Below are 17,767 nucleotides of genomic sequence, written 5' to 3' on the forward strand. Positions count from 1 at the left end.
CCGGCGCGCCCGGGGAACGGGTCCTCCCGCCCACCGCCTCCGGGCGCGCCGTGCACCGACCGAGGAGGTACCGGACATGCCGTCCACCGCCGACGAACGACAGCTGCTCGACGAGCTGCGTGACCTGCTCGCCGCCACGGTCGAGGACCTGACCGTGGAGGAGATCGGCCCCGACTCCTCGCTCCAGGACGACCTGGGCGTCGACTCGCTGGCCCGGCTGGAACTGGTCGCCGCGATCGAGGACCGCTGGCAGATCGAGGTCCCCCAGGAGCAGGCGGACCGGCTCACGACGGTGCGGCAGATCGCCGCCCACCTCGCCGAGGCCGTCGCCGCCCCCGCCGGCGGCACCGCGTGAGTCCACGACACGCGGCCGGCCCGGCCCCCGGGGAGCGGGCCGCCGTCGTCACGGGGCTGGGGCTGACCACCTCGCTGGGCGGCGACGTCCCCTCCACCTGGCGGGCCCTGCTGGACGGCGGGTGCGGCGTCGAACGCGTCGACTTCGGCGAGCCGGCCGGGCCCGCACAGGTGTACCTCGCGGCCCCGGCCGCGGTCGACCCCGGGACGGTCCTGTCGTCCGCCAAGGCGGCGCACTGCGACCGCTCGGCGCAGTTCGCCCTCGTGGCCGCCCGCGAGGCCGTCCGCGACGCGGGGTTCCCCGACCCGTCCGCGCTCGCCGGGGACGGGTCGCGGGTGGCCGTGGTCGTCGGGGTGGGGCTGGGCGGCCTCACCAGCGTCCTGGAGCAGGACCACCGCCTGCGGACGCAGGGCGCGGGGCGGGTGAGCCCGCGCACCATCCCGGTCATGCTGCCCAACCACGCGGCCGCCGAAGTGGGGCTCATGGTGGGCGCGAAGGCCGGGGTGCACGCGCCCGTCAGTGCCTGCGCCGCCGGTGCCGAGGCCCTCGCCCAGGCCCTCGGCATGATCCGGGACGGCCGCGCGGACATCGTGGTCGCGGGCGGCACCGAGGCCGCGCTGCATCCGCTGGTCCTGGCCGGGTTCGCGCGGCTGCGGGCCCTCTCCCGGCGCCACGACGATCCCAAGGGGGCCTCCAGGCCCTTCGACGCCGACCGGGACGGCTTCGTGATGGGGGAGGGCGCCGGCATGCTCGTGGTCGAGAGCGCCGCGCACGCCGCCGCCCGCGGCGCCCGCGTCCACGGCCGGCTCACCGGGGCGGGCATCACCAACGACAGCCACCACGTGGCCCAGCCGGCGCCCGGCGGTCCGGGCTGCGCGGCGGCCGTCGACGCCGCACTGCGCGACGCGGGGCTCGTGCCGGAGCAGATCCAGCACGTCAACGCCCACGCCACCGCCACACCGCTCGGCGACCTCGGCGAGGCGCAGGCGCTGCACAGCGTCTTCGCCAAGGGCGTGGACGACGTCACGGTCAGCGCCACCAAGGGGGCCTTCGGACACACCCTCGGTGCCGCCGGAGCCATCGAGGCCGTCCTCACCGTCCTCGCCCTGCGGGACAGAACGGCACCGCCGGCCTGCAGCCTCGAACGGGTCGACCCCGAGATCGGCCTGAACGTCGTCGGCCGCGACCCGGCGGCACTGCCCTGCGGGCCCCTCGCGGCCGTCAGCACGAGCATGGGCTTCGGCGGGCACAACGTCGCGCTCGCCTTCGCCGACGCCTCATGACGGACGACCGTCCGGCCCCCACCGGCGGCACACCGCGCACCGTGCTGATGTGCCCCGGCCAGGGGGCCTACCTCCCGGGCGCCCTGCGTCACCTGAGCGGGGTCCCGTCGGTCTCGCGGGTGCTGGGGACGGTCGACGCCCACGGCACCGCACTCGGCTCCACCCGCACCCCCGTCGGCCGGCTCCTCACCGACAGCGCCGCGCCCGACCCCGACCTGCTCCTGCGCACCGACCCCCTCGCCTTCGACCTGGCCACCTACGCCGCCGTGGTCGCCTCCGCCGCCGTCCTGCTCGATCTCGCGACGCCGCCCGTCCACGCGGTGCTCGGCCACAGCGTGGGCGACCTCGCGGCGCTCACCGTGGCCGGGGTCATCACGATCGAACAGGGCGTGCGGCTGCTGCACGTCCGCGACCGGCTGCTGCGCGACGCCGCACTGCCGGCGGCGGGCCTGCTGGCCACCGACCTGAGTGCCGAGCCGGCGGCCGACCTGCTGCGCGCCGAGGGCCTGCCGCAGGTGCGGATCGCCGCCCGCAACGCCCCCAGCCAGACCGTCCTTGCGGGACCCGACGACCAGTTGGCCGCCGTCCGGAGCGCGGCCCGGGCGCTCGGCCGCCGCGCCACCCCGCTGACCAGCCGCACCGCCTACCACCACCCCCTGCTCGCCGAGGTGCAGCGGGCCTTCCGGCGCCTCCTGCGCGCCCAGCCCGTCGCCCCGCCCACGCTCCCCGTGTACACGGCCGCCGCGCCGGGGCCCGCCCGCACCCCGGCCCAGCTGCGCACGGTGGCGGCCGCCCACCTCTCCGAGCCGCTCGCCTTCCACCGGACGCTGTGCGCGCTGCGCCTGGCCGGATTCACCACCTACCTCGACAGCGGCCCCCGGGCGCTGCTGAGCACCCTGGCCCGGGCCGGCCTGCCCGGCTGCACCACCGCCGCCCCCTCCCGCACACCGGCCGGCCTCGACCGCATCCGCCTGCGCCTGACCGCCGCCCTGCGGTGACGCGGCCGGGAGTGGCCCGGCTCACATGGCGTACGGAGGGCGGCGCCGACACCATGGTCTCGTCACCCGGCAGGCTGAAGGGATCAAGAATGTTCCGCAAGGTGCTGGTCGCCAACCGCGGTGAGATCGCGATCCGTGCGTTTCGGGCGGGCTACGAGCTCGGCGCGCGCACCGTCGCCGTCTTCCCGCACGAGGACCGCAATTCGCTGCACCGGCTCAAGGCCGACGAGGCCTACGAGATCGGGGAGCAGGGGCATCCCGTCCGCGCGTACCTCTCCGTGGAGGAGATCGTGCGCGCCGCCCGCCGTGCGGGGGCCGACGCCGTCTACCCGGGCTACGGCTTCCTGTCCGAGAACCCCGAACTCGCCCGCGCCTGCGAGGAGGCCGGGATCACCTTCGTCGGTCCCAGCGCCCGGATCCTGGAACTGACCGGCAACAAGGCACGGGCCGTGGCCGCCGCCCGCGAGGCCGGAGTACCCGTGCTCGGCTCCTCGGCGCCCTCCACCGACGTGGACGAACTCGTACGCGCCGCCGACGACGTCGGCTTCCCCGTGTTCGTCAAGGCGGTCGCGGGCGGCGGCGGGCGCGGCATGCGCCGCGTCGAGGAACCCGCCCAGCTGCGCGAGGCCATCGAGGCCGCCTCCCGCGAGGCCGCGTCCGCCTTCGGCGACTCCACCGTCTTCCTGGAGAAGGCGGTCGTCGAACCCCGCCACATCGAGGTGCAGATCCTCGCCGACGGCGAGGGCGACGTCATCCACCTCTTCGAGCGGGACTGCTCGGTGCAGCGCCGCCACCAGAAGGTGATCGAGCTGGCGCCCGCGCCCAACCTCGACCCGGCCCTGCGGGAGCGGATCTGCGCCGACGCCGTGAACTTCGCCCGGCAGATCGGCTACCGCAACGCGGGCACCGTCGAGTTCCTCGTGGACCGGGACGGCAACCACGTCTTCATCGAGATGAACCCGCGCATCCAGGTCGAGCACACGGTCACCGAGGAGGTCACCGACGTCGACCTGGTCCAGTCCCAGCTGCGCATCGCCGCCGGCCAGACGCTGGCCGACCTCGGACTCGCCCAGGAGAACATCACCCTGCGCGGTGCCGCACTCCAGTGCCGCATCACCACCGAGGACCCGGCCAACGGCTTCCGCCCGGACACCGGGCAGATCAGCGCCTACCGTTCGCCGGGCGGCTCCGGCATCCGGCTCGACGGCGGTACCACCCACGCCGGTACGGAGATCAGCGCGCACTTCGACTCGATGCTGGTCAAGCTCTCCTGCCGGGGACGGGACTTCACCACCGCGGTGAACCGCGCCCGGCGCGCGGTCGCCGAGTTCCGCATCCGCGGCGTCGCCACCAACATCCCCTTCCTCCAGGCGGTCCTGGACGACCCCGACTTCCAGGCCGGCCGGGTCACCACCTCGTTCATCGAACAGCGCCCGCACCTGCTGACCGCCCGGCACTCCGCCGACCGCGGCACCAAGCTGCTGACCTACCTCGCCGACGTCACGGTGAACAAGCCGCACGGCGAGCGCCCCGAGCTGGTCGACCCGCTGGCCAAGCTGCCGACGGTGTCCGCCGGTGAACCCCCCGCCGGGTCCCGCCAGTTGCTGGCCGAGCTGGGGCCGGAGGGGTTCGCCCGCCGACTGCGCGAGTCGTCCACCATCGGCGTCACCGACACCACCTTCCGCGACGCCCACCAGTCGCTGCTCGCCACCCGGGTGCGCACCAAGGACATGCTCGCCGTGGCGCCCGTCGTCGCCCGCACCCTGCCCCAGCTGCTGTCCCTGGAGTGCTGGGGCGGCGCCACCTACGACGTCGCCCTGCGCTTCCTCGCCGAGGACCCCTGGGAGCGGCTGGCCGCGCTGCGCGAGGCGGTGCCCAACCTCTGCCTCCAGATGCTGCTGCGCGGCCGCAACACCGTGGGCTACACCCCGTACCCGACCGAGGTGACCGACGCCTTCGTGCAGGAGGCCGCCGCCACCGGCATCGACATCTTCCGCATCTTCGACGCCCTCAACGACGTCGAGCAGATGCGGCCCGCCATCGAGGCCGTACGGCAGACCGGCAGCGCCGTCGCCGAGGTCGCGCTCTGCTACACCGCCGACCTGTCCGACCCCTCCGAGCGGCTCTACACCCTCGACTACTACCTGCGCCTCGCCGAGCAGATCGTGAACGCCGGAGCGCACGTGCTGGCCGTCAAGGACATGGCCGGGCTGCTGCGCGCACCGGCCGCCGCGACCCTGGTGTCCGCGCTGCGCCGGGAGTTCGACCTGCCGGTGCACCTGCACACCCACGACACCACCGGCGGCCAGCTCGCCACCTACCTGGCCGCGATCCAGGCGGGCGCGGACGCCGTCGACGGTGCGGTGGCGTCCATGGCGGGCACCACCTCGCAGCCGTCGCTGTCGGCGATCGTGGCCGCCACCGACCACACCGAGCGGCCCACCGGCCTCGACCTCCAGGCCGTCGGCGACCTGGAGCCGTACTGGGAGAGCGTCCGCAAGGTCTACGCCCCGTTCGAGGCCGGCCTGGCCTCCCCGACCGGCCGGGTCTACCACCACGAGATTCCCGGCGGCCAGCTCTCCAACCTGCGCACCCAGGCCGTCGCGCTCGGCCTCGGCGACCGCTTCGAGGACATCGAGGCCATGTACGCCGCCGCCGACCGGATGCTGGGCCGCCTGGTGAAGGTCACCCCGTCCTCCAAGGTGGTCGGCGACCTGGCCCTGCATCTGGTGGGCGCCGGTGTCTCCCCGGCGGACTTCGAGCAGGACCCCGACCGGTTCGACATCCCGGACTCCGTGGTCGGCTTCCTGCGCGGCGAGCTGGGCACCCCGCCCGGCGGCTGGCCCGAGCCGTTCCGCAGCAAGGCGCTGCGCGGCCGCGCCGAGGCCAGGCCGCTCGCCGAGCTGTCCGAGGACGACCGCGACGGCCTCGGCAAGGACCGCCGGGCGACGCTCAACCGGCTGCTGTTCCCGGGACCGGCCCGCGAGTTCGACACCCACCGCGCCTCGTACGGCGACACCAGCATCCTCGACAGCAAGGACTTCTTCTACGGGCTGCGCCCGGGCAAGGAGTACACGGTCGACCTCGACCCCGGCGTCCGGCTGCTCATCGAACTCCAGGCGGTCGGCGACGCCGACGAGCGCGGCATGCGCACCGTGATGTCCTCCCTGAACGGACAGCTCCGCCCCATCCAGGTCCGCGACCGGTCGGCCGCCACCGACGTCCCGGTGACGGAGAAGGCCGACCGGGCGAACCCCGGCCACGTCGCGGCGCCGTTCGCCGGTGTGGTGACCCTCGCCGTCGCCGAGGGCGACGAGGTGGAGGCCGGGGCCACCGTGGCCACCATCGAGGCGATGAAGATGGAGGCGTCGATCACGGCCCCGAAGTCCGGCACGGTGACCAGGCTCGCCATCAACCGCATCCAGCAGGTCGAGGGCGGCGATCTTCTCGTCCAACTCGCCTGAGGGGCGCGGACTTCCGGCCCGGACGGGTGACGCGCCCCGCACCGCTGCGGGGCGCGTCGTCGCTCACGGGAACTGGACGACCTTGGACGGCACGGTGTCCGTCCCCGACGTGCCCGCGCCGGTGTCGTTGACGACATGGCGGTACTGGCCCATGCCGCCCAGCGAGATCACCTGGAGGTTGCGCATCCTGACCCCCGGCTTGACCGGTACCTGGAACCCGTGGTGCTGGACGATGCCCGGGTCGGCGGTGAAGTTGCAGTAGCTGCCCAGCGCCACCGCGTCGTGCACGTTCACCGAGTCGGCGACCTTGTAGGCCGCGTAGCCGACGATGCCGTCGTGGGTGATGGCGGCCTCGTTCGGGGCGTCGTAGGCCTTCTCGTTCTGGAAGAAGATCGTCCGGCCGCGCTCTCCGCTCCAGTAGACGTCGTACTTGTTGAAGTGCTCGACGAACAGTCCGGTCGCGAGGACGTCGTCGCCGTTGACCCGCAGGCCGTAGTCGGCGCGGTTGGTCTCCCAGCCGACGCCCTCGCCGTGGTCGGCCCGCCAGATCCAGGTGTGGTCGATGATCACGTCGTCGCTCTCGACCACGACGGAGTCGGTGGCCTTGCCGGGCCCCGCGCCGCCGACGCGGATGAACACGTCCTGCATGGTGGTGGGGTTGGCGGCATGGTCGGCGTTGCCGCCCGGCGTCCCGATCCGCAGCAGCGTGTCGGAGTTCACCGGCCCTGCGTCGATGAGGAAGCCCGCGAGCCGCACGCCGTCGACGTCGGCCACGTGCATGGCGTCGACGCCCCCGTCCGGAATGATGGTGGCCAGACCGAGGCCGAGTACGACGGTGTTGGCGCGGTCGACCTCGATGGTCTGGTCGATGTGGTAAACGCCGGGCGTGAACAGCAGGTTGAGCCCCTGGTCGAGCGCGGCGTTGATGGTCGCCGCCGTCGCGCCGGGCTTGACGACGTAGAACTGGCTGAGCGGCAGCGAGGTGCCACCGGCGTTGGCGGGCCAGGAGACGCCGCGCGCGTTGGTGCGCTTGGCGGGGACCCGCACCTTGTACTCGTTGCCGTCCAGGTACAGGAACGGCTTCTCGCGCGAGATGGGGGTGGTGTCGAGCGTGGTGTACGGGCCGGTCTCGAAGTTGCTGCCGGGAGCGCCCTCGACGCCCGTGAACGTCATGTTCCAGACGCCGTTGGTCCAGCCGCCGACCGAGCTGTCCCGGGTGTACCACTGCTGCTGGGAGTAGGGGCCGACGGTGCCGTCGATCTTCGAGTCGGCGATGTAGCCGCCGGAGGCCCAGCCGTAGCCGTTGGGGGCCAGGTTGAGCCCGCCCTTGACGTGGATGCGCCGGAACGGGGCGGCCTGGGCGACGGCCCAGCGGTCGGTGCCGTTGGACGGGGTGATGGCGAGGTTCTCGGCCGAACGCCAGAAGTTCTGCGTGGCGTTGCCGTTGAACCAGCCCGCGTCCACGGTGATGTCACCGTTGATCTGCGTGTCGTCCGGGTTGAGGCCGAGACCGGAGACGGAGGTGTAGAAGCCCAGTTGGGCGTTGATGCCGTTGTAGGTGCCCGGCTTCAGCAGGAACTGGTAGCGGCCGCCGCCGAACTGATTGGACTCCTGCTGGGCGAAGACCTGGTCGAACTTCTGCTGGAGGTTCGGCGTGGACGGGTCCACGACGATGACGTTCGGCCCCAGGTCGCCGCCGCCCTCGACGGGCGGAGTGCCGGTGGTGCCGGTGTGCACGGCGACCTCCCACAGGGAGTAGCCGTAGCCGGTGGCGCGGGCCGTGCCGTGGACGCGGACGTAGCGGCCCGAACCGCTGACGTCGTAGGAGGCCTTGCCCCCGGTGGCGCCCGTGACGCTCTTCAGCGTCTGCCAGCTCTGCCCGTCCGCGGAGGCCTCGATGCGGAAGTCCTTGGCGTAGGCGGCCTCCCAGTTCAGGTCCACCTTGCACAGGTCCTGCACGGCGCCCAGGTCGACCCGCACCCACTGCGGGTCGGAGGCCTGGCTGGACCAGCGGGTGCCGGTGTCGCCGTCGAAGGCCGCGGTGGCCGGTGTTCCGGCGTTCTCGACGGAGGAGGCGGTGGCGGGCCTGCCCTGCGCGGCGTTGGCGGTGTCGCAGGAGCCGCCCGGGGCGGTGCCGCCGGTGGTGCCGAAGACCTGGAACTCCCACAGCGAGTAGCCCCAGGGGGTGGCCCGGTGGACGCCCTGCATACGGACGTAGCGGCCCTGGCCCGACACGTCGAGGGTGTCGGTGCCGCCGTCGCCGCCGGTGACCGTCTTCGCGTCGGTCCAGGTGCTCCCGTCCTGGGAGAGCTGGATCTTGTAGTCCTTGCCGTAGGCCGCCTCCCAGTCGAGCACGACCCGGGTGACGGAGGCGGTGGCACCGAGGTCGACCTGGAGCCACTGGTCGTCGCTCGCGGCCGACGACCACCGGGTGGCCGTGTCGCCGTCGACGGCGTTCTGCGACGGCGTGCCGGCGTTCTCGGCCGAGGACGACGTGGCCGTCCGGCCCTGGGAGAGGGGAGTGTCGGCCGCGGTGGCCGTGATCGGAGCGGGGAGGGTGACGAGCGCCGCCGTGGCGACGAGCGCGACACCCATGGATCTCAGTCTCATGCGTGAGCTTTCTGCGGGTGCGGACAGGACCGACCAACCGCTGAGCGCAGCGGCTTAGTTCAAGGTGTGATTTAAGTGGTGAGGCTTCGATCCGGCAAGACTCCGCACAGGAGTTGTCGCCGTTCAGTGTTCGAGCGGGGCCCGCAGCGCGGGATCCGACGCCGCCCGCCACAGCCCGGGCAGCTCCCGCTGCCGGGCTTCCGCGCCCGCCCGTTCCCGGCCGTGCAGCACCCCCCACGTGAACGCCGACTCGCCCGCCCCGTGGGCGGCCACCGCCAGCCGGCGCAGGGTGTCCTGGGCGACCACGGCGTCCTGGTGCTCGCCGAGCAACTGCTGCACCGCCTTGGCCTGCTTGCCGAGCCGGGCGACGGGTTTGCCGAGCGCGGGACGCGCGACCTCGGCCGCGTAGCGCAGCCGCTTGGCCGCCTTGCGCGCCTCGTGCAGCTCCGTCTCCCGGGACCGGCCGGACGGCCGCGCGAGCGCGAGGTCCATGCGCCCGGCGAGACGGGCGTACTCCTTGAGCACCGCCCGGGCCATCGTCCGGGCCGGCTTCCGCCCGGCCCCGGAGCGCAGCGGCGGGTGCCGGACCAGCTCGTCCAGCGCGTCCAGGAGGCGCAGATGGCGCGGGCTGCCCAGGGCCATCCGCGTCCGGGACCGCACGTCCTCGTCCCGGGACACGTCCCACACCCGCAGCCGGGCGGCGACGGGGCCGAGCACCAGCTCGTCGGGGAGCCCGTCCAGCGCGGCGCCGATGCGTTCGCGCAGCACCTCCTGGTCCCGCGCGGCGCCCAGCTCGCCCGCCAGCCACCGGAGTTCCGCGGCCACGGGATCGGTGACCCGCCGGTCCAGCACCGACCGGTACGAACGCAGGCAACTGCGCAGCCGGCGGCACGTGACGCGCATCCGGTGCACCGCGTCGGGCAGCTCGCGGCGCACCGCCGGGTCCAGGCCCACCAGGACGCCGACCTGCTCGCGCAGGTAGGAGAGCACGTACGAACCGGAGGAGCCGGCGACCACTCCGTCGGGCGTCCGGGGCACGCCCGCGCCACCCACGCCGGTGTCCCGCAGCGCCCGGGCGAGCTTCGACGGACTGTCGGACCGGACGATCCCCTTCTTGCGGAGCTTCTTCTCCACGGCGTCGAGCAGTCCGGCATGGACGCCCTCGGCGAGTTCGACCTCCAGCTCGCCCCACTCGCCGCGCCCGCCGCCCGCCGCCGTCGCGTCCGCCCGCACCTCGTCGAGGCTCAGCTCGGCCAGCACCCCGCCCTCGGCGTCGTGCAGCCGCCGCACGGCCCGGGTGGACCGGATCCGCACCACCGGACGCAGCGGGGCGCCCCGCGTGCGGGACAGCACCAGCTCGCGCAGCGCCGCGGGCACGTCGTCCGACAGCGGGGCCCACACCTCCTCGCGGGTGTCCCCGGTGAGCGGCAGCTTCAGGTGCCAGCCCGCGTCGGGGCCGCCCGTACGGCGGCGCAGGGTGGCCGAGGACCCGGCGAGCCGCAGATCCACCGTGTCGTGGTACACGGCGTCGAGCTCCTCGGGCCCGGCCGCGGTGACCGACGCGACGGGTCCGACGCCGGTGAGGTCAGGCAGCCCGGCGAGGCCACCGGCGGGCGGCTCGTACTTCCGTTCCGTCTCGCGCTTCGACTGGGTCATGTTGAGGTTCTCGACACGATCCGCCGGATCAAACCCCGTTCGCCACGACCCAGGGGCGCGGATCGGTGTAGTACCCGTCGAGGATGACCTCGAAATGCAGGTGCGGGCCGGTCGACAGGCCGGTGGAGCCGACCCGTCCGATCGGAGCCCCGGCCTCCACGGTCTGCCCCACCGACGTCTCCAGGGCGGAGAGGTGGCTGTAGGTCGTCTCCACCCGCTTGCCCTGGATGGTCCCGTGGTCGATCACGATGCGGTTGCCGTACGCGCTGGTGAGCGCGGCGAACACGACGCGGCCCCGCCGTGCCGCCACGACCTGCGCGCCCTGCGGCGCGGCGAAGTCCACGCCGGTGTGCAGCTTGGTCACCCCGGTCAGCGGGTGCTGCCGCGACCCGAAGGGCGAGGTGATGGTGAGCGGGCTCACCGGCGCGGTCAGCAGGGCACCGGCCGGCCCGCCCGAGCCGTCGGCGGAGTCCTCCCGGTCCAGCGCCTCGTACCGCGGCACCAGGGCCTGGACCTCGGCGAGGTACGTCTTGGCCGCCGCGGGTACCCGCCCCGCCCCGGTCACGGCGTCCGGCCCCACGGCGTACGCCGCGAGGGTCAGCTCCACGAGGTCGCCGTTGACCCGCCCCTCGGTGCGCAGCCCGGTCACCTTCTCGGCCAGCGAACAGTCCCGCCGGCCCAGCGCCATGATGGCGTCCGCCGGATCGCGGGGCGAGGCGTGCCCGTTGCCGTCGTCGTCCTTGCCCCAGGCCCGCCACTCGCTGTCGGTGAACGCGGCGATGCCCTTCTGGCCCGAGAGGTCGTCCGAGTCGTCGCTCCAGCCCGAGAGCTGGTCGATCTGCGCGGCGAGCACCGACGGCTCCAGGACGGTGCAGGCCGAGGCGGCCTTGCGCAGCCACGGGACGTAGGAGGGGTCGATGTCGGCCGCGGTCGACGCCTTGGCGTCCGGGTCGTCGGGCCACGGGTCCGGCAGCCCGCCCAGCGCGAGGAAGGCGGCCACACCGGTGACGGTCACGAGAGCCGGCAGCAGCAACAGGGTGACGGGGCCCGGTCCGCGGCGCTTTCGCCCGGGGCCGCGCTCGGAGCCTTCCGCCCGCTCCGGTTCCTGCCGTGGGTCGTCCGTGTCGTCGGCCGTCGGCGCCACGGTCAGCCGCTCGTCGTTCATCTGGCCGCTCGCCGGGACGTGTTGCTCACCAGGCGACGCTATCGCCACCCCTGTGCCGGCGTCACGAGCCGCCGAGGCAGAAGGAGATGCCCGAACGGGCACCCGTGTCAGGGCGGCGAGGGCCGGACGGCGAGGACCGCGATGTCGTCCGCGCTGTCCGCCCCCAGGCCGATCAGCAGCTCGTCGCAGAACGTGTCGAGGGGCTCGCGGGCCAGGTCGGCGGCGTGCCGGCGCAGCCGGTCGAGGGCCTCGTCGAGGGCTTCGTCGCGGCGCTCGACGAGGCCGTCCGTGTACAGCAGCAGTGTCGAGTGGGCCGGCAGCGCGTCACGGGCCGTGCCGCGGGAGGCGTCGGGGTCCATGCCGAGCAGCAGGCCGGCACCGCCGTCGAGGTAGCGGGTCCGGCCGTCCCGGGTGGTGAGCAGCGGCGGCAGATGGCCCGCGGAGGAGTGCGTCAGCTCCCAGGGGCCCTCCGGGGGACCCTTGATCAGGCCGTAGACGCAGGTGCCGGTCGCCTCTCGATGGAGACTGTGGTTCGCCAGGTCCAGCCGGCGCAGCACCTCCGCGGGCGGCTCCTCGCGGTCCACCGCGATGCCGCGCAGCATGCTGCGCAACTGGCTCATCGCGATGGCCGCGTCGAGGTCGTGCCCCGTGACGTCGCCGATGACCAGCGCGGTGTTCCCGCCGGGCAGGACGAAGCTGTCGTACCAGTCCCCGCCGACCTGCGCGGTGGTCGAGGAGGCGGCGTACCGGGCGGCCAGACGCAGGCCCTCGACCTTCGGCAGCACCGGCAGCAGCGAGCGCTGGAGCCGTTCGGCGATGGAGCGGGTGTCCTGGTACAGACGGGCGTTGTCCACCCCGAGCGCGAGGCTGTGCACCAGGTCGTCGACCAGCGTCAGATCCTCCTCCGTGAACGGCCGTCCGCGGGGCGCGCGGGCGAGGGTCAGGGCACCGAAGATCTTGCGGCGGGCCCGCAGCGGGGCGACGACGGCGCTGCCCGCCCCCAACTCCCGGAACAGGCCGGCATAGGCCCGGTCCAGCGCGCTCCCGGTCTGCCCCGGCTGCGGGGCGCCGGTGAGCAGGAGGGGCCCGGCGCCGCGCAGCACCCGGGCCAGCGGGCCGCGCGACTCCTCGGAGACCCCGGGGAGCAGGCCCTCGTACGCCCCCGGGCGCAGGGCCCGGGGATCGCGGTGGACGACACACGCCCGGTCCACCCGGGCGTCGGCGGTGAACAGGTCCACCACGCACCAGTCGGCCAGCCCGCGTCAGCAGGCGGCCGGCGCGCTGGAGGCCCTCGTCCAGCTCCAGGGTGTTGTTGAGCTGCGCCCCCAGTTCGGCCAGGAGGGTGAGCCGGTCCAGCGCCGACATACCGCCCCGGGCACCGGGCGTCCCGGCCCCCGCCGGCGGCACGGTGGGCGACCGGCCCCCGTCGGGCTCCCCGACCGCCGCCTTCCGGATCCTGCCGGGAGTCCTCGGCCCGTCGAGGAACGTCGTCGCCCTCGGGACGAGCTGTGCGACGAAGACGGTGCGGCCGTCGGCCGTCTCCTGCGTCTGGATGTACAGCCGCACCGGAATGAGCCGGCCGTCACGGTGCAGCGCCGGAAGCGGCACCGAGCGCCCCACGATGCGGGTGCGGCCGGTGAGCAGCATCGAGGTGAACGCCGCCGTGTGCCGCTCGCGCAGGTGCTCGGGGACGAGGGTGGTGAGACGGCGTCCGACGAGCTGGTCCGGGTCCCAGCCCAGCAGGTCCGCCGCGGCCCCGTTGGTCGCCACGATCCGGTTGCCCTCGTCGGCGGCGACGGTCGGCATCCTGCTGGCCCGCACCTGGCCGACGTCCCACGGGACGAGCTCGGCGGAGCTGACCTCGGGCGCGCGGGGGACCACGGTCCACGCGGTGGGCCGGTCCCCGGCCAGCTGCCCGGCGATCTCGTCGAAGAGCCAGTTCTGGAAGGCCCGGCCGCGGGGCAGGGCCGGAAGCGTGAGCAGCCGTTCCTCCCCGGCCCGGGCCTCGGCCAGGTCCAGTACGCGGCGCAGCGCCCGCACCGCCGGCAGGGCGTCGGCCGACAGCGGGAGGGGCAGGGTGCGCAGACCGGACTCGGAGGCAGGTCCCGCCGGCGCGGCCGACACACCGGCGCTGATCACGTTGTTGACGTCGTTGGCCGCGACGAGGTCCTCGGGCGGCACCCCGAGGAGGTCTCCCGCGGACGCGGCGAGGGTCAGCTCGCGCAGCACCGCGTGCCGGTGCTGCCGGCACGCGGACTCCAGGGCGGTCGGCATGTCGACCAGCGTCACGGTCCGTTCGGCGGGCCGCGGCGGCACGGCGGTCTCCCACCCGGCGGACGGCGGCGCCGGACCGTCGTGCCACAGCTCGAACCACACCGTCTTGCCCCCGTCGCCGCCGTCCGCCCCGAACCGCGAGGCCAGCTGCTCCACCAGTACGAGACCCTGCCCCGTACCGGCGTACGGCGAGCAGCGCTGCGGTACGAGGCCGCGGCCCGGCCGCCGGTCCCCGACCCCTACGCGCACCCGGCCCTCCAGACGCGCAACGCTCACCTCGACCTCGGTGCGCGCGTGCAGCACCGCGTTGGTGACCAGCTCGCTGACCAGGAGCTGGGCCGTGTCCACCAGGTCACGGGCGGCACCGTCCAGCGCGGTGCGCACGAACCGGCGGGCCGCCGCCGCGCTTGCCGGCCCGTCGGGGAAACGCCGTGACACCGCCGCCGGCGGATCGGGGCAAACCATGACCCCAGTGTGTTGCCGCACGGCCCGCCCCGCAGCGCGCGCCGTCGCCGCGCTTCCCGCTCACGGCGACGCTCCTGTCCGCCGGCCGGGTGACGGCACCCGGTGCGAGCCCGGGGCGGAGCCCGCCGGTGACGGCCGGGTACGGGGGGCTCGTACCGGCCGGGGGACGCGCCGGGTCTGGCAGGCGGCCGATTACTCCGATAGCTTGCTGGTGCGGCCCCGCGTTCTCCCCCGTACGCGGGGCCGCACCAGCACGGCCGGGCGGCGGCTCAGGGGGCGAGTACGCCCCGCAGCCCCGGCTGCAGCCGGTCCCCGTGAGCCCGGACCATGTCGTCGCACAGCTGCCAGATCTCCTCGACCCGCAAGGTCGCCGCCGTCGCCGGGTCGGCCATCGCCGCGTGCCGGATGTGCCGCGGGTCGTCCTCCGTCGCCGCCCGCACCACCAGGTCGGTGGTGCTGAGGTAGGCCCGGTTGAGGGCGGCGAGCTGCGGGGGCAGCGCACCGACGCGGGTGGGCTGGAGGCCCGCGGAGTCGACCAGGCACGGCACCTCGACGGTGCCCCGGGCGGGCAGGTTCTCGATCAGACCGTGGTTCGGCACGTTGCCGTAGACCGTGCGGGGCGTGCCGGTCACCATGCTGTGGATGATCTGCGGCGCGTACTCCATGGTGCCCTCGACGGTGAGCGGCGCGCCGCACGCCAGCGCGTCGCGGGTCCGCTCGTACTCGGCCACGTTCTCGTCCACGATGCCCAGATAGGCACCGACGGGCAGCCGCAGCCGCTCGACCTCGCTGTCGTGGTGCAGGTACCAGGGCACGTACTCGGAGGAGTGCTCGCTGGTCTCCGTCGGGTAGTGGCCGAGCCGCCGGTACATGTCCATGCGGACCCGGCGCCGCAGCTGCGGGTCCTCGGCGATCAGCGCGTCCAGGCGCGGGTGGAGATCCTCGCCGCCGTGCTCCAGACGCAGCACCCACGCCTGGTGGTTGACGCCCGCGGCCTGGTAGGTGACCTCCTCGTAGGGGACCTTCAGCAGCTCGCACAGACCCTGGACCGTCCAGTACACGGAGTGGCACAGTCCCACCACGCGCGTCAGGCCGGTCGCCTCGGCGAGGTACTGGACGTTCATCGCCATCGGGTTGGTGTAGTTGAGCAGCCAGGCGTCCGGGCAGACCTCGGCGATGTCCTCGCCGAGCGCCTTGAGCAGCGGGAAGGTGCGCAGGGCGCGGAAGATGCCGCCGACGCCGAGGGTGTCGCCGATGGTCTGGCGCAGCCCGTAGCGGGCCGGGACCTCGAAGTCGGTACGGGTCGCCTCGCCCATGCCGACCTGCACGATGTTGATGACGAAGTCGGCGCCGGCCAGGGCCTCGCGACGGTCGGCGTGCGCGGTGACGCGCGGCCGGGCGCCGCGTTCGGCGGCGATGTACTCGGCGGCGGCCCGCGCGGTGGCCAGGCGCTCCGCGTCGATGTCGTGCAGCGCGATGTGCGCGGACTTCAGCTCGTCGAAGGCGAAGAGGTCGGCGAGCAGACCCTGGGTGAAGACGACGCTGCCGGCTCCGACGAAGGTGATCTTGGGTGCGGACGGGTGGGCGGTGCTCATGCGGGGTTCTTTCCGTTGCGGGTGGCGGCGGACGGAGGGCGGGTGGTCAGCCCTTGAGTCCGCTGGAGGTGATCGACTGGATGAAGGTCTTCTGCGCGCCGAGGAAGGCGAGCAGGACCGGCAGCACGGTGATGACGTTGCCCGCCATCACGGCCGCCCACTGGGTGTGGTGCTGCCCCTGGAACGTCGTCAGGCCCAGTTGCAGCGTGTACTGCGTGTCGTGGTTGATGGCGATCAGCGGCCAGGTCAGGTCGTTCCACGTGGTCAGGAAGGTCAGCACGGCCACCGTGGCCAGCGCCGGACGGGACAGCGGCAGCACGATCCGCCACAGCACCCGCAGCCGGGAGCAGCCGTCGATCCAGGCGGCCTCCTCCAGCTCCCTGGGCAGCGAGAGGAAGAACTGCCGCAGCAGGAACACCGCGAACGGCGTGACCAGCGACGGCACGATCAGCGCGCCCAGGGTGTCGATGAGGCCGAGCTTCTTCATCACCAGGAACGTCGGGATCATGGTCAGCTGGAACGGCACCGCCATGGTGGCCAGCATCAGCCCCATCAGCACCCGGGAACCCGCGAACCGCATCCGGGCGAACGCGTACCCGGCGAGCGACCCGAAGACCAGGTTCGCGGCGACGGTGACGGCGGAGACGATCAGCGAGTTGACGAACCAGCGGGGGAACATCGCGTTGCCCAGCACGTACCGGTAGCCGCCGAGGTCGATGCCGGACGGCCACAGCGCCGGCGGGAACCGGTTGATCTCCGCGTTGCTCATCACGGAGCTGAGCACCAGCCAGACCAGCGGCACGGCGAAGACGAGGGCGAGCGGCGCCAGCAGCAGGTGCCAGGGGCTGAACGGGAGCCGCGGGCGGCGCCGTTCACCGGCGGCGGGCGCCTTCGCGAGGTCGTGGGCGCCGGCGGCGGTGTCGGGCCGGGCGGAGGTCGCCGTCATGATCGGGCCCCTTCGAGACGGTGGCGTCCCCGACGCCGGACGATGCGGACGGCCCCGGCGACCAGACCGAGCGCGACGGCCAGGACATAGGCGGCCGAGGCCCCGTATCCCGCCGTGGCGTTCTTGAAGGCCTGCTCCCAGATGAAGTAGACGATCACCGTGGTCGAGCCGAGCGGACCGCCCTTGGTGGTGACGTACACCAGGTCGAAGACCTGGAGGGACTGGATGGCCTGCCACAGCACCAGGAAGACGGTGACCGGGGTGAGCGTGGGCATCGTGACGTGGCGCAGCAGGTGCCGGCGCCCGGCGCCGTCGAGGCGGGCCGCCTCGATCAGGGACTGCGGCACGTCCTGGAGGGCGGCGAGGTAGACCACGACGCAGAATCCGGTGCCGCTCCACAGGGTGATCGCGACCAGCACGAGCAGGGCCTGGGAGGGGTCGGACAAAAAGCCCTGCGACGAGACGCCGAGGCGGTGCAGCACCGAGTTGGCGGCGCCGAACTCCGGATCCAGGATGAACGAGAACAGCACGCCCTGCGCGGTCGCCGACAGCACGAACGGCACGAAGATCAGGGTGCGGTAGAGGCCGACGAAGCGGATGCGCCGGTTCAGGACCATGGCGAGGGCCAGGCCGAACAGCAGGCTCAGCGGCACGTACAGCACCGTGTAGAGCAGGGTGTTGCGGACCGCCTGGCTGAAGTTCGGGTCCTGGGCGAGGGCGCGGTAGTTGTCCAGGCCCACCCAGCGGCTGGGCGTCACCAGGTCGCTGGCCTGGAAGGACAGCAGCAGCGACCAGACGACCGGGACGATGCTCAGACCGAGGACGATCAGGACGGCCGGTGAGACGAACGCCCAGGCGGTGCCGGTCTCGCGGCGGCGCTTGCGGCGCAGTGGCCGTGGGTCCGGCGGCGGACCCTCGACGGTGATGGGGCGGGGGAGGCGCGGCATGGCGGTGTG

General features: G+C 73.7%; 10 protein-coding genes and 1 pseudogene. 4 read left to right on the forward strand and 7 right to left on the reverse strand.

What is annotated here, in order from left to right; translation table 11 throughout:
- Positions 1-76 precede the first annotated feature (76 nt).
- The 4 genes from R2E43_RS36385 (at position 77) to R2E43_RS36400 (ending at position 6,100) form a co-directional block, all read left to right on the forward strand.
- Entirely contained in the window at positions 77-355 is a 279-nt protein-coding gene (locus tag R2E43_RS36385; protein WP_003978314.1) for an acyl carrier protein, read from the forward strand.
- Positions 352-1,638: a beta-ketoacyl-[acyl-carrier-protein] synthase family protein gene (locus R2E43_RS36390; RefSeq protein ID WP_016325152.1), complete on the forward strand. Its 1,287-nt coding sequence runs from the start codon at positions 352-354 to the stop codon at positions 1,636-1,638. The genes R2E43_RS36385 and R2E43_RS36390 overlap by 4 nt, the downstream gene beginning before the upstream one ends.
- Positions 1,635-2,636 (forward strand): ACP S-malonyltransferase, encoded by a 1,002-nt coding sequence (locus R2E43_RS36395; protein WP_332056997.1) that lies wholly within the window; start codon positions 1,635-1,637, stop codon positions 2,634-2,636. The genes R2E43_RS36390 and R2E43_RS36395 overlap by 4 nt, the downstream gene beginning before the upstream one ends.
- 89 nt (positions 2,637-2,725) lie before the next feature.
- Entirely contained in the window at positions 2,726-6,100 is a 3,375-nt protein-coding gene (locus R2E43_RS36400) for a pyruvate carboxylase (RefSeq protein WP_332056998.1), read from the forward strand.
- Positions 6,101-6,163: 63 nt separating this feature from the next.
- Here the strand turns inward: R2E43_RS36400 and R2E43_RS36405 are convergent, their stop codons facing one another.
- The 7 genes and pseudogenes from R2E43_RS36405 to R2E43_RS36435 all read right to left on the reverse strand — a co-directional run bounded on the left by R2E43_RS36405 (position 6,164) and on the right by R2E43_RS36435 (position 17,758).
- Positions 6,164-8,710 (reverse strand): discoidin domain-containing protein, encoded by a 2,547-nt coding sequence (locus R2E43_RS36405; RefSeq protein ID WP_189284126.1) that lies wholly within the window; start codon positions 8,708-8,710, stop codon positions 6,164-6,166.
- 123 nt (positions 8,711-8,833) lie between these two features.
- Positions 8,834-10,366: a CYTH and CHAD domain-containing protein gene (locus R2E43_RS36410; protein WP_003978319.1), complete on the reverse strand. Its 1,533-nt coding sequence runs from the start codon at positions 10,364-10,366 to the stop codon at positions 8,834-8,836.
- A 28-nt stretch (positions 10,367-10,394) separates the two neighbouring features.
- Positions 10,395-11,531: a M23 family metallopeptidase gene (locus R2E43_RS36415; protein ID WP_193484429.1), complete on the reverse strand. Its 1,137-nt coding sequence runs from the start codon at positions 11,529-11,531 to the stop codon at positions 10,395-10,397.
- A gap of 107 nt (positions 11,532-11,638) precedes the next feature.
- A pseudogene (locus R2E43_RS36420) lies at positions 11,639-14,270 on the reverse strand (SpoIIE family protein phosphatase).
- 269 nt (positions 14,271-14,539) lie between these two features.
- Positions 14,540-15,865: an alpha-glucosidase/alpha-galactosidase gene (gene melA / locus R2E43_RS36425; RefSeq protein ID WP_003978322.1), complete on the reverse strand. Its 1,326-nt coding sequence runs from the start codon at positions 15,863-15,865 to the stop codon at positions 14,540-14,542.
- 46 nt (positions 15,866-15,911) lie between these two features.
- Positions 15,912-16,811 carry a carbohydrate ABC transporter permease gene (locus R2E43_RS36430; protein ID WP_003978323.1) on the reverse strand — a complete coding sequence of 300 codons (900 nt, stop codon included), beginning with the start codon at positions 16,809-16,811 and terminating at the stop codon, positions 15,912-15,914.
- On the reverse strand, positions 16,808-17,758 hold the full coding sequence (locus tag R2E43_RS36435; RefSeq protein ID WP_003978324.1) for a carbohydrate ABC transporter permease: 951 nt from the start codon (positions 17,756-17,758) through the stop codon (positions 16,808-16,810). The genes R2E43_RS36430 and R2E43_RS36435 overlap by 4 nt, the downstream gene beginning before the upstream one ends.
- Between the last annotated feature and the right edge of the window lie 9 nt (positions 17,759-17,767).

This window comes from Streptomyces violaceoruber (assembly GCF_033406955.1).
Taxonomy (GTDB): Bacteria; Actinomycetota; Actinomycetes; order Streptomycetales; family Streptomycetaceae; genus Streptomyces; species Streptomyces violaceoruber.

Excerpts from the sequence above, each read along its gene's own strand:
- R2E43_RS36385 (WP_003978314.1), top strand. The coding sequence starts at position 77 with ATGCCGTCCACCGCCGACGAACGACAGCTGCTCGACGAGCTGCGTGAC.
- R2E43_RS36395 (WP_332056997.1), top strand. The coding sequence starts at position 1,635 with ATGACGGACGACCGTCCGGCCCCCACCGGCGGCACACCGCGCACCGTG.
- R2E43_RS36400 (WP_332056998.1), top strand. The coding sequence starts at position 2,726 with ATGTTCCGCAAGGTGCTGGTCGCCAACCGCGGTGAGATCGCGATCCGT.
- R2E43_RS36405 (WP_189284126.1), bottom strand. The coding sequence starts at position 8,710 with ATGAGACTGAGATCCATGGGTGTCGCGCTCGTCGCCACGGCGGCGCTC.
- R2E43_RS36410 (WP_003978319.1), bottom strand. The coding sequence starts at position 10,366 with ATGACCCAGTCGAAGCGCGAGACGGAACGGAAGTACGAGCCGCCCGCC.
- R2E43_RS36415 (WP_193484429.1), bottom strand. The coding sequence starts at position 11,531 with ATGAACGACGAGCGGCTGACCGTGGCGCCGACGGCCGACGACACGGAC.
- melA (WP_003978322.1), bottom strand. The coding sequence starts at position 15,865 with ATGAGCACCGCCCACCCGTCCGCACCCAAGATCACCTTCGTCGGAGCC.
- R2E43_RS36430 (WP_003978323.1), bottom strand. The coding sequence starts at position 16,811 with ATGACGGCGACCTCCGCCCGGCCCGACACCGCCGCCGGCGCCCACGAC.
- R2E43_RS36435 (WP_003978324.1), bottom strand. The coding sequence starts at position 17,758 with ATGCCGCGCCTCCCCCGCCCCATCACCGTCGAGGGTCCGCCGCCGGAC.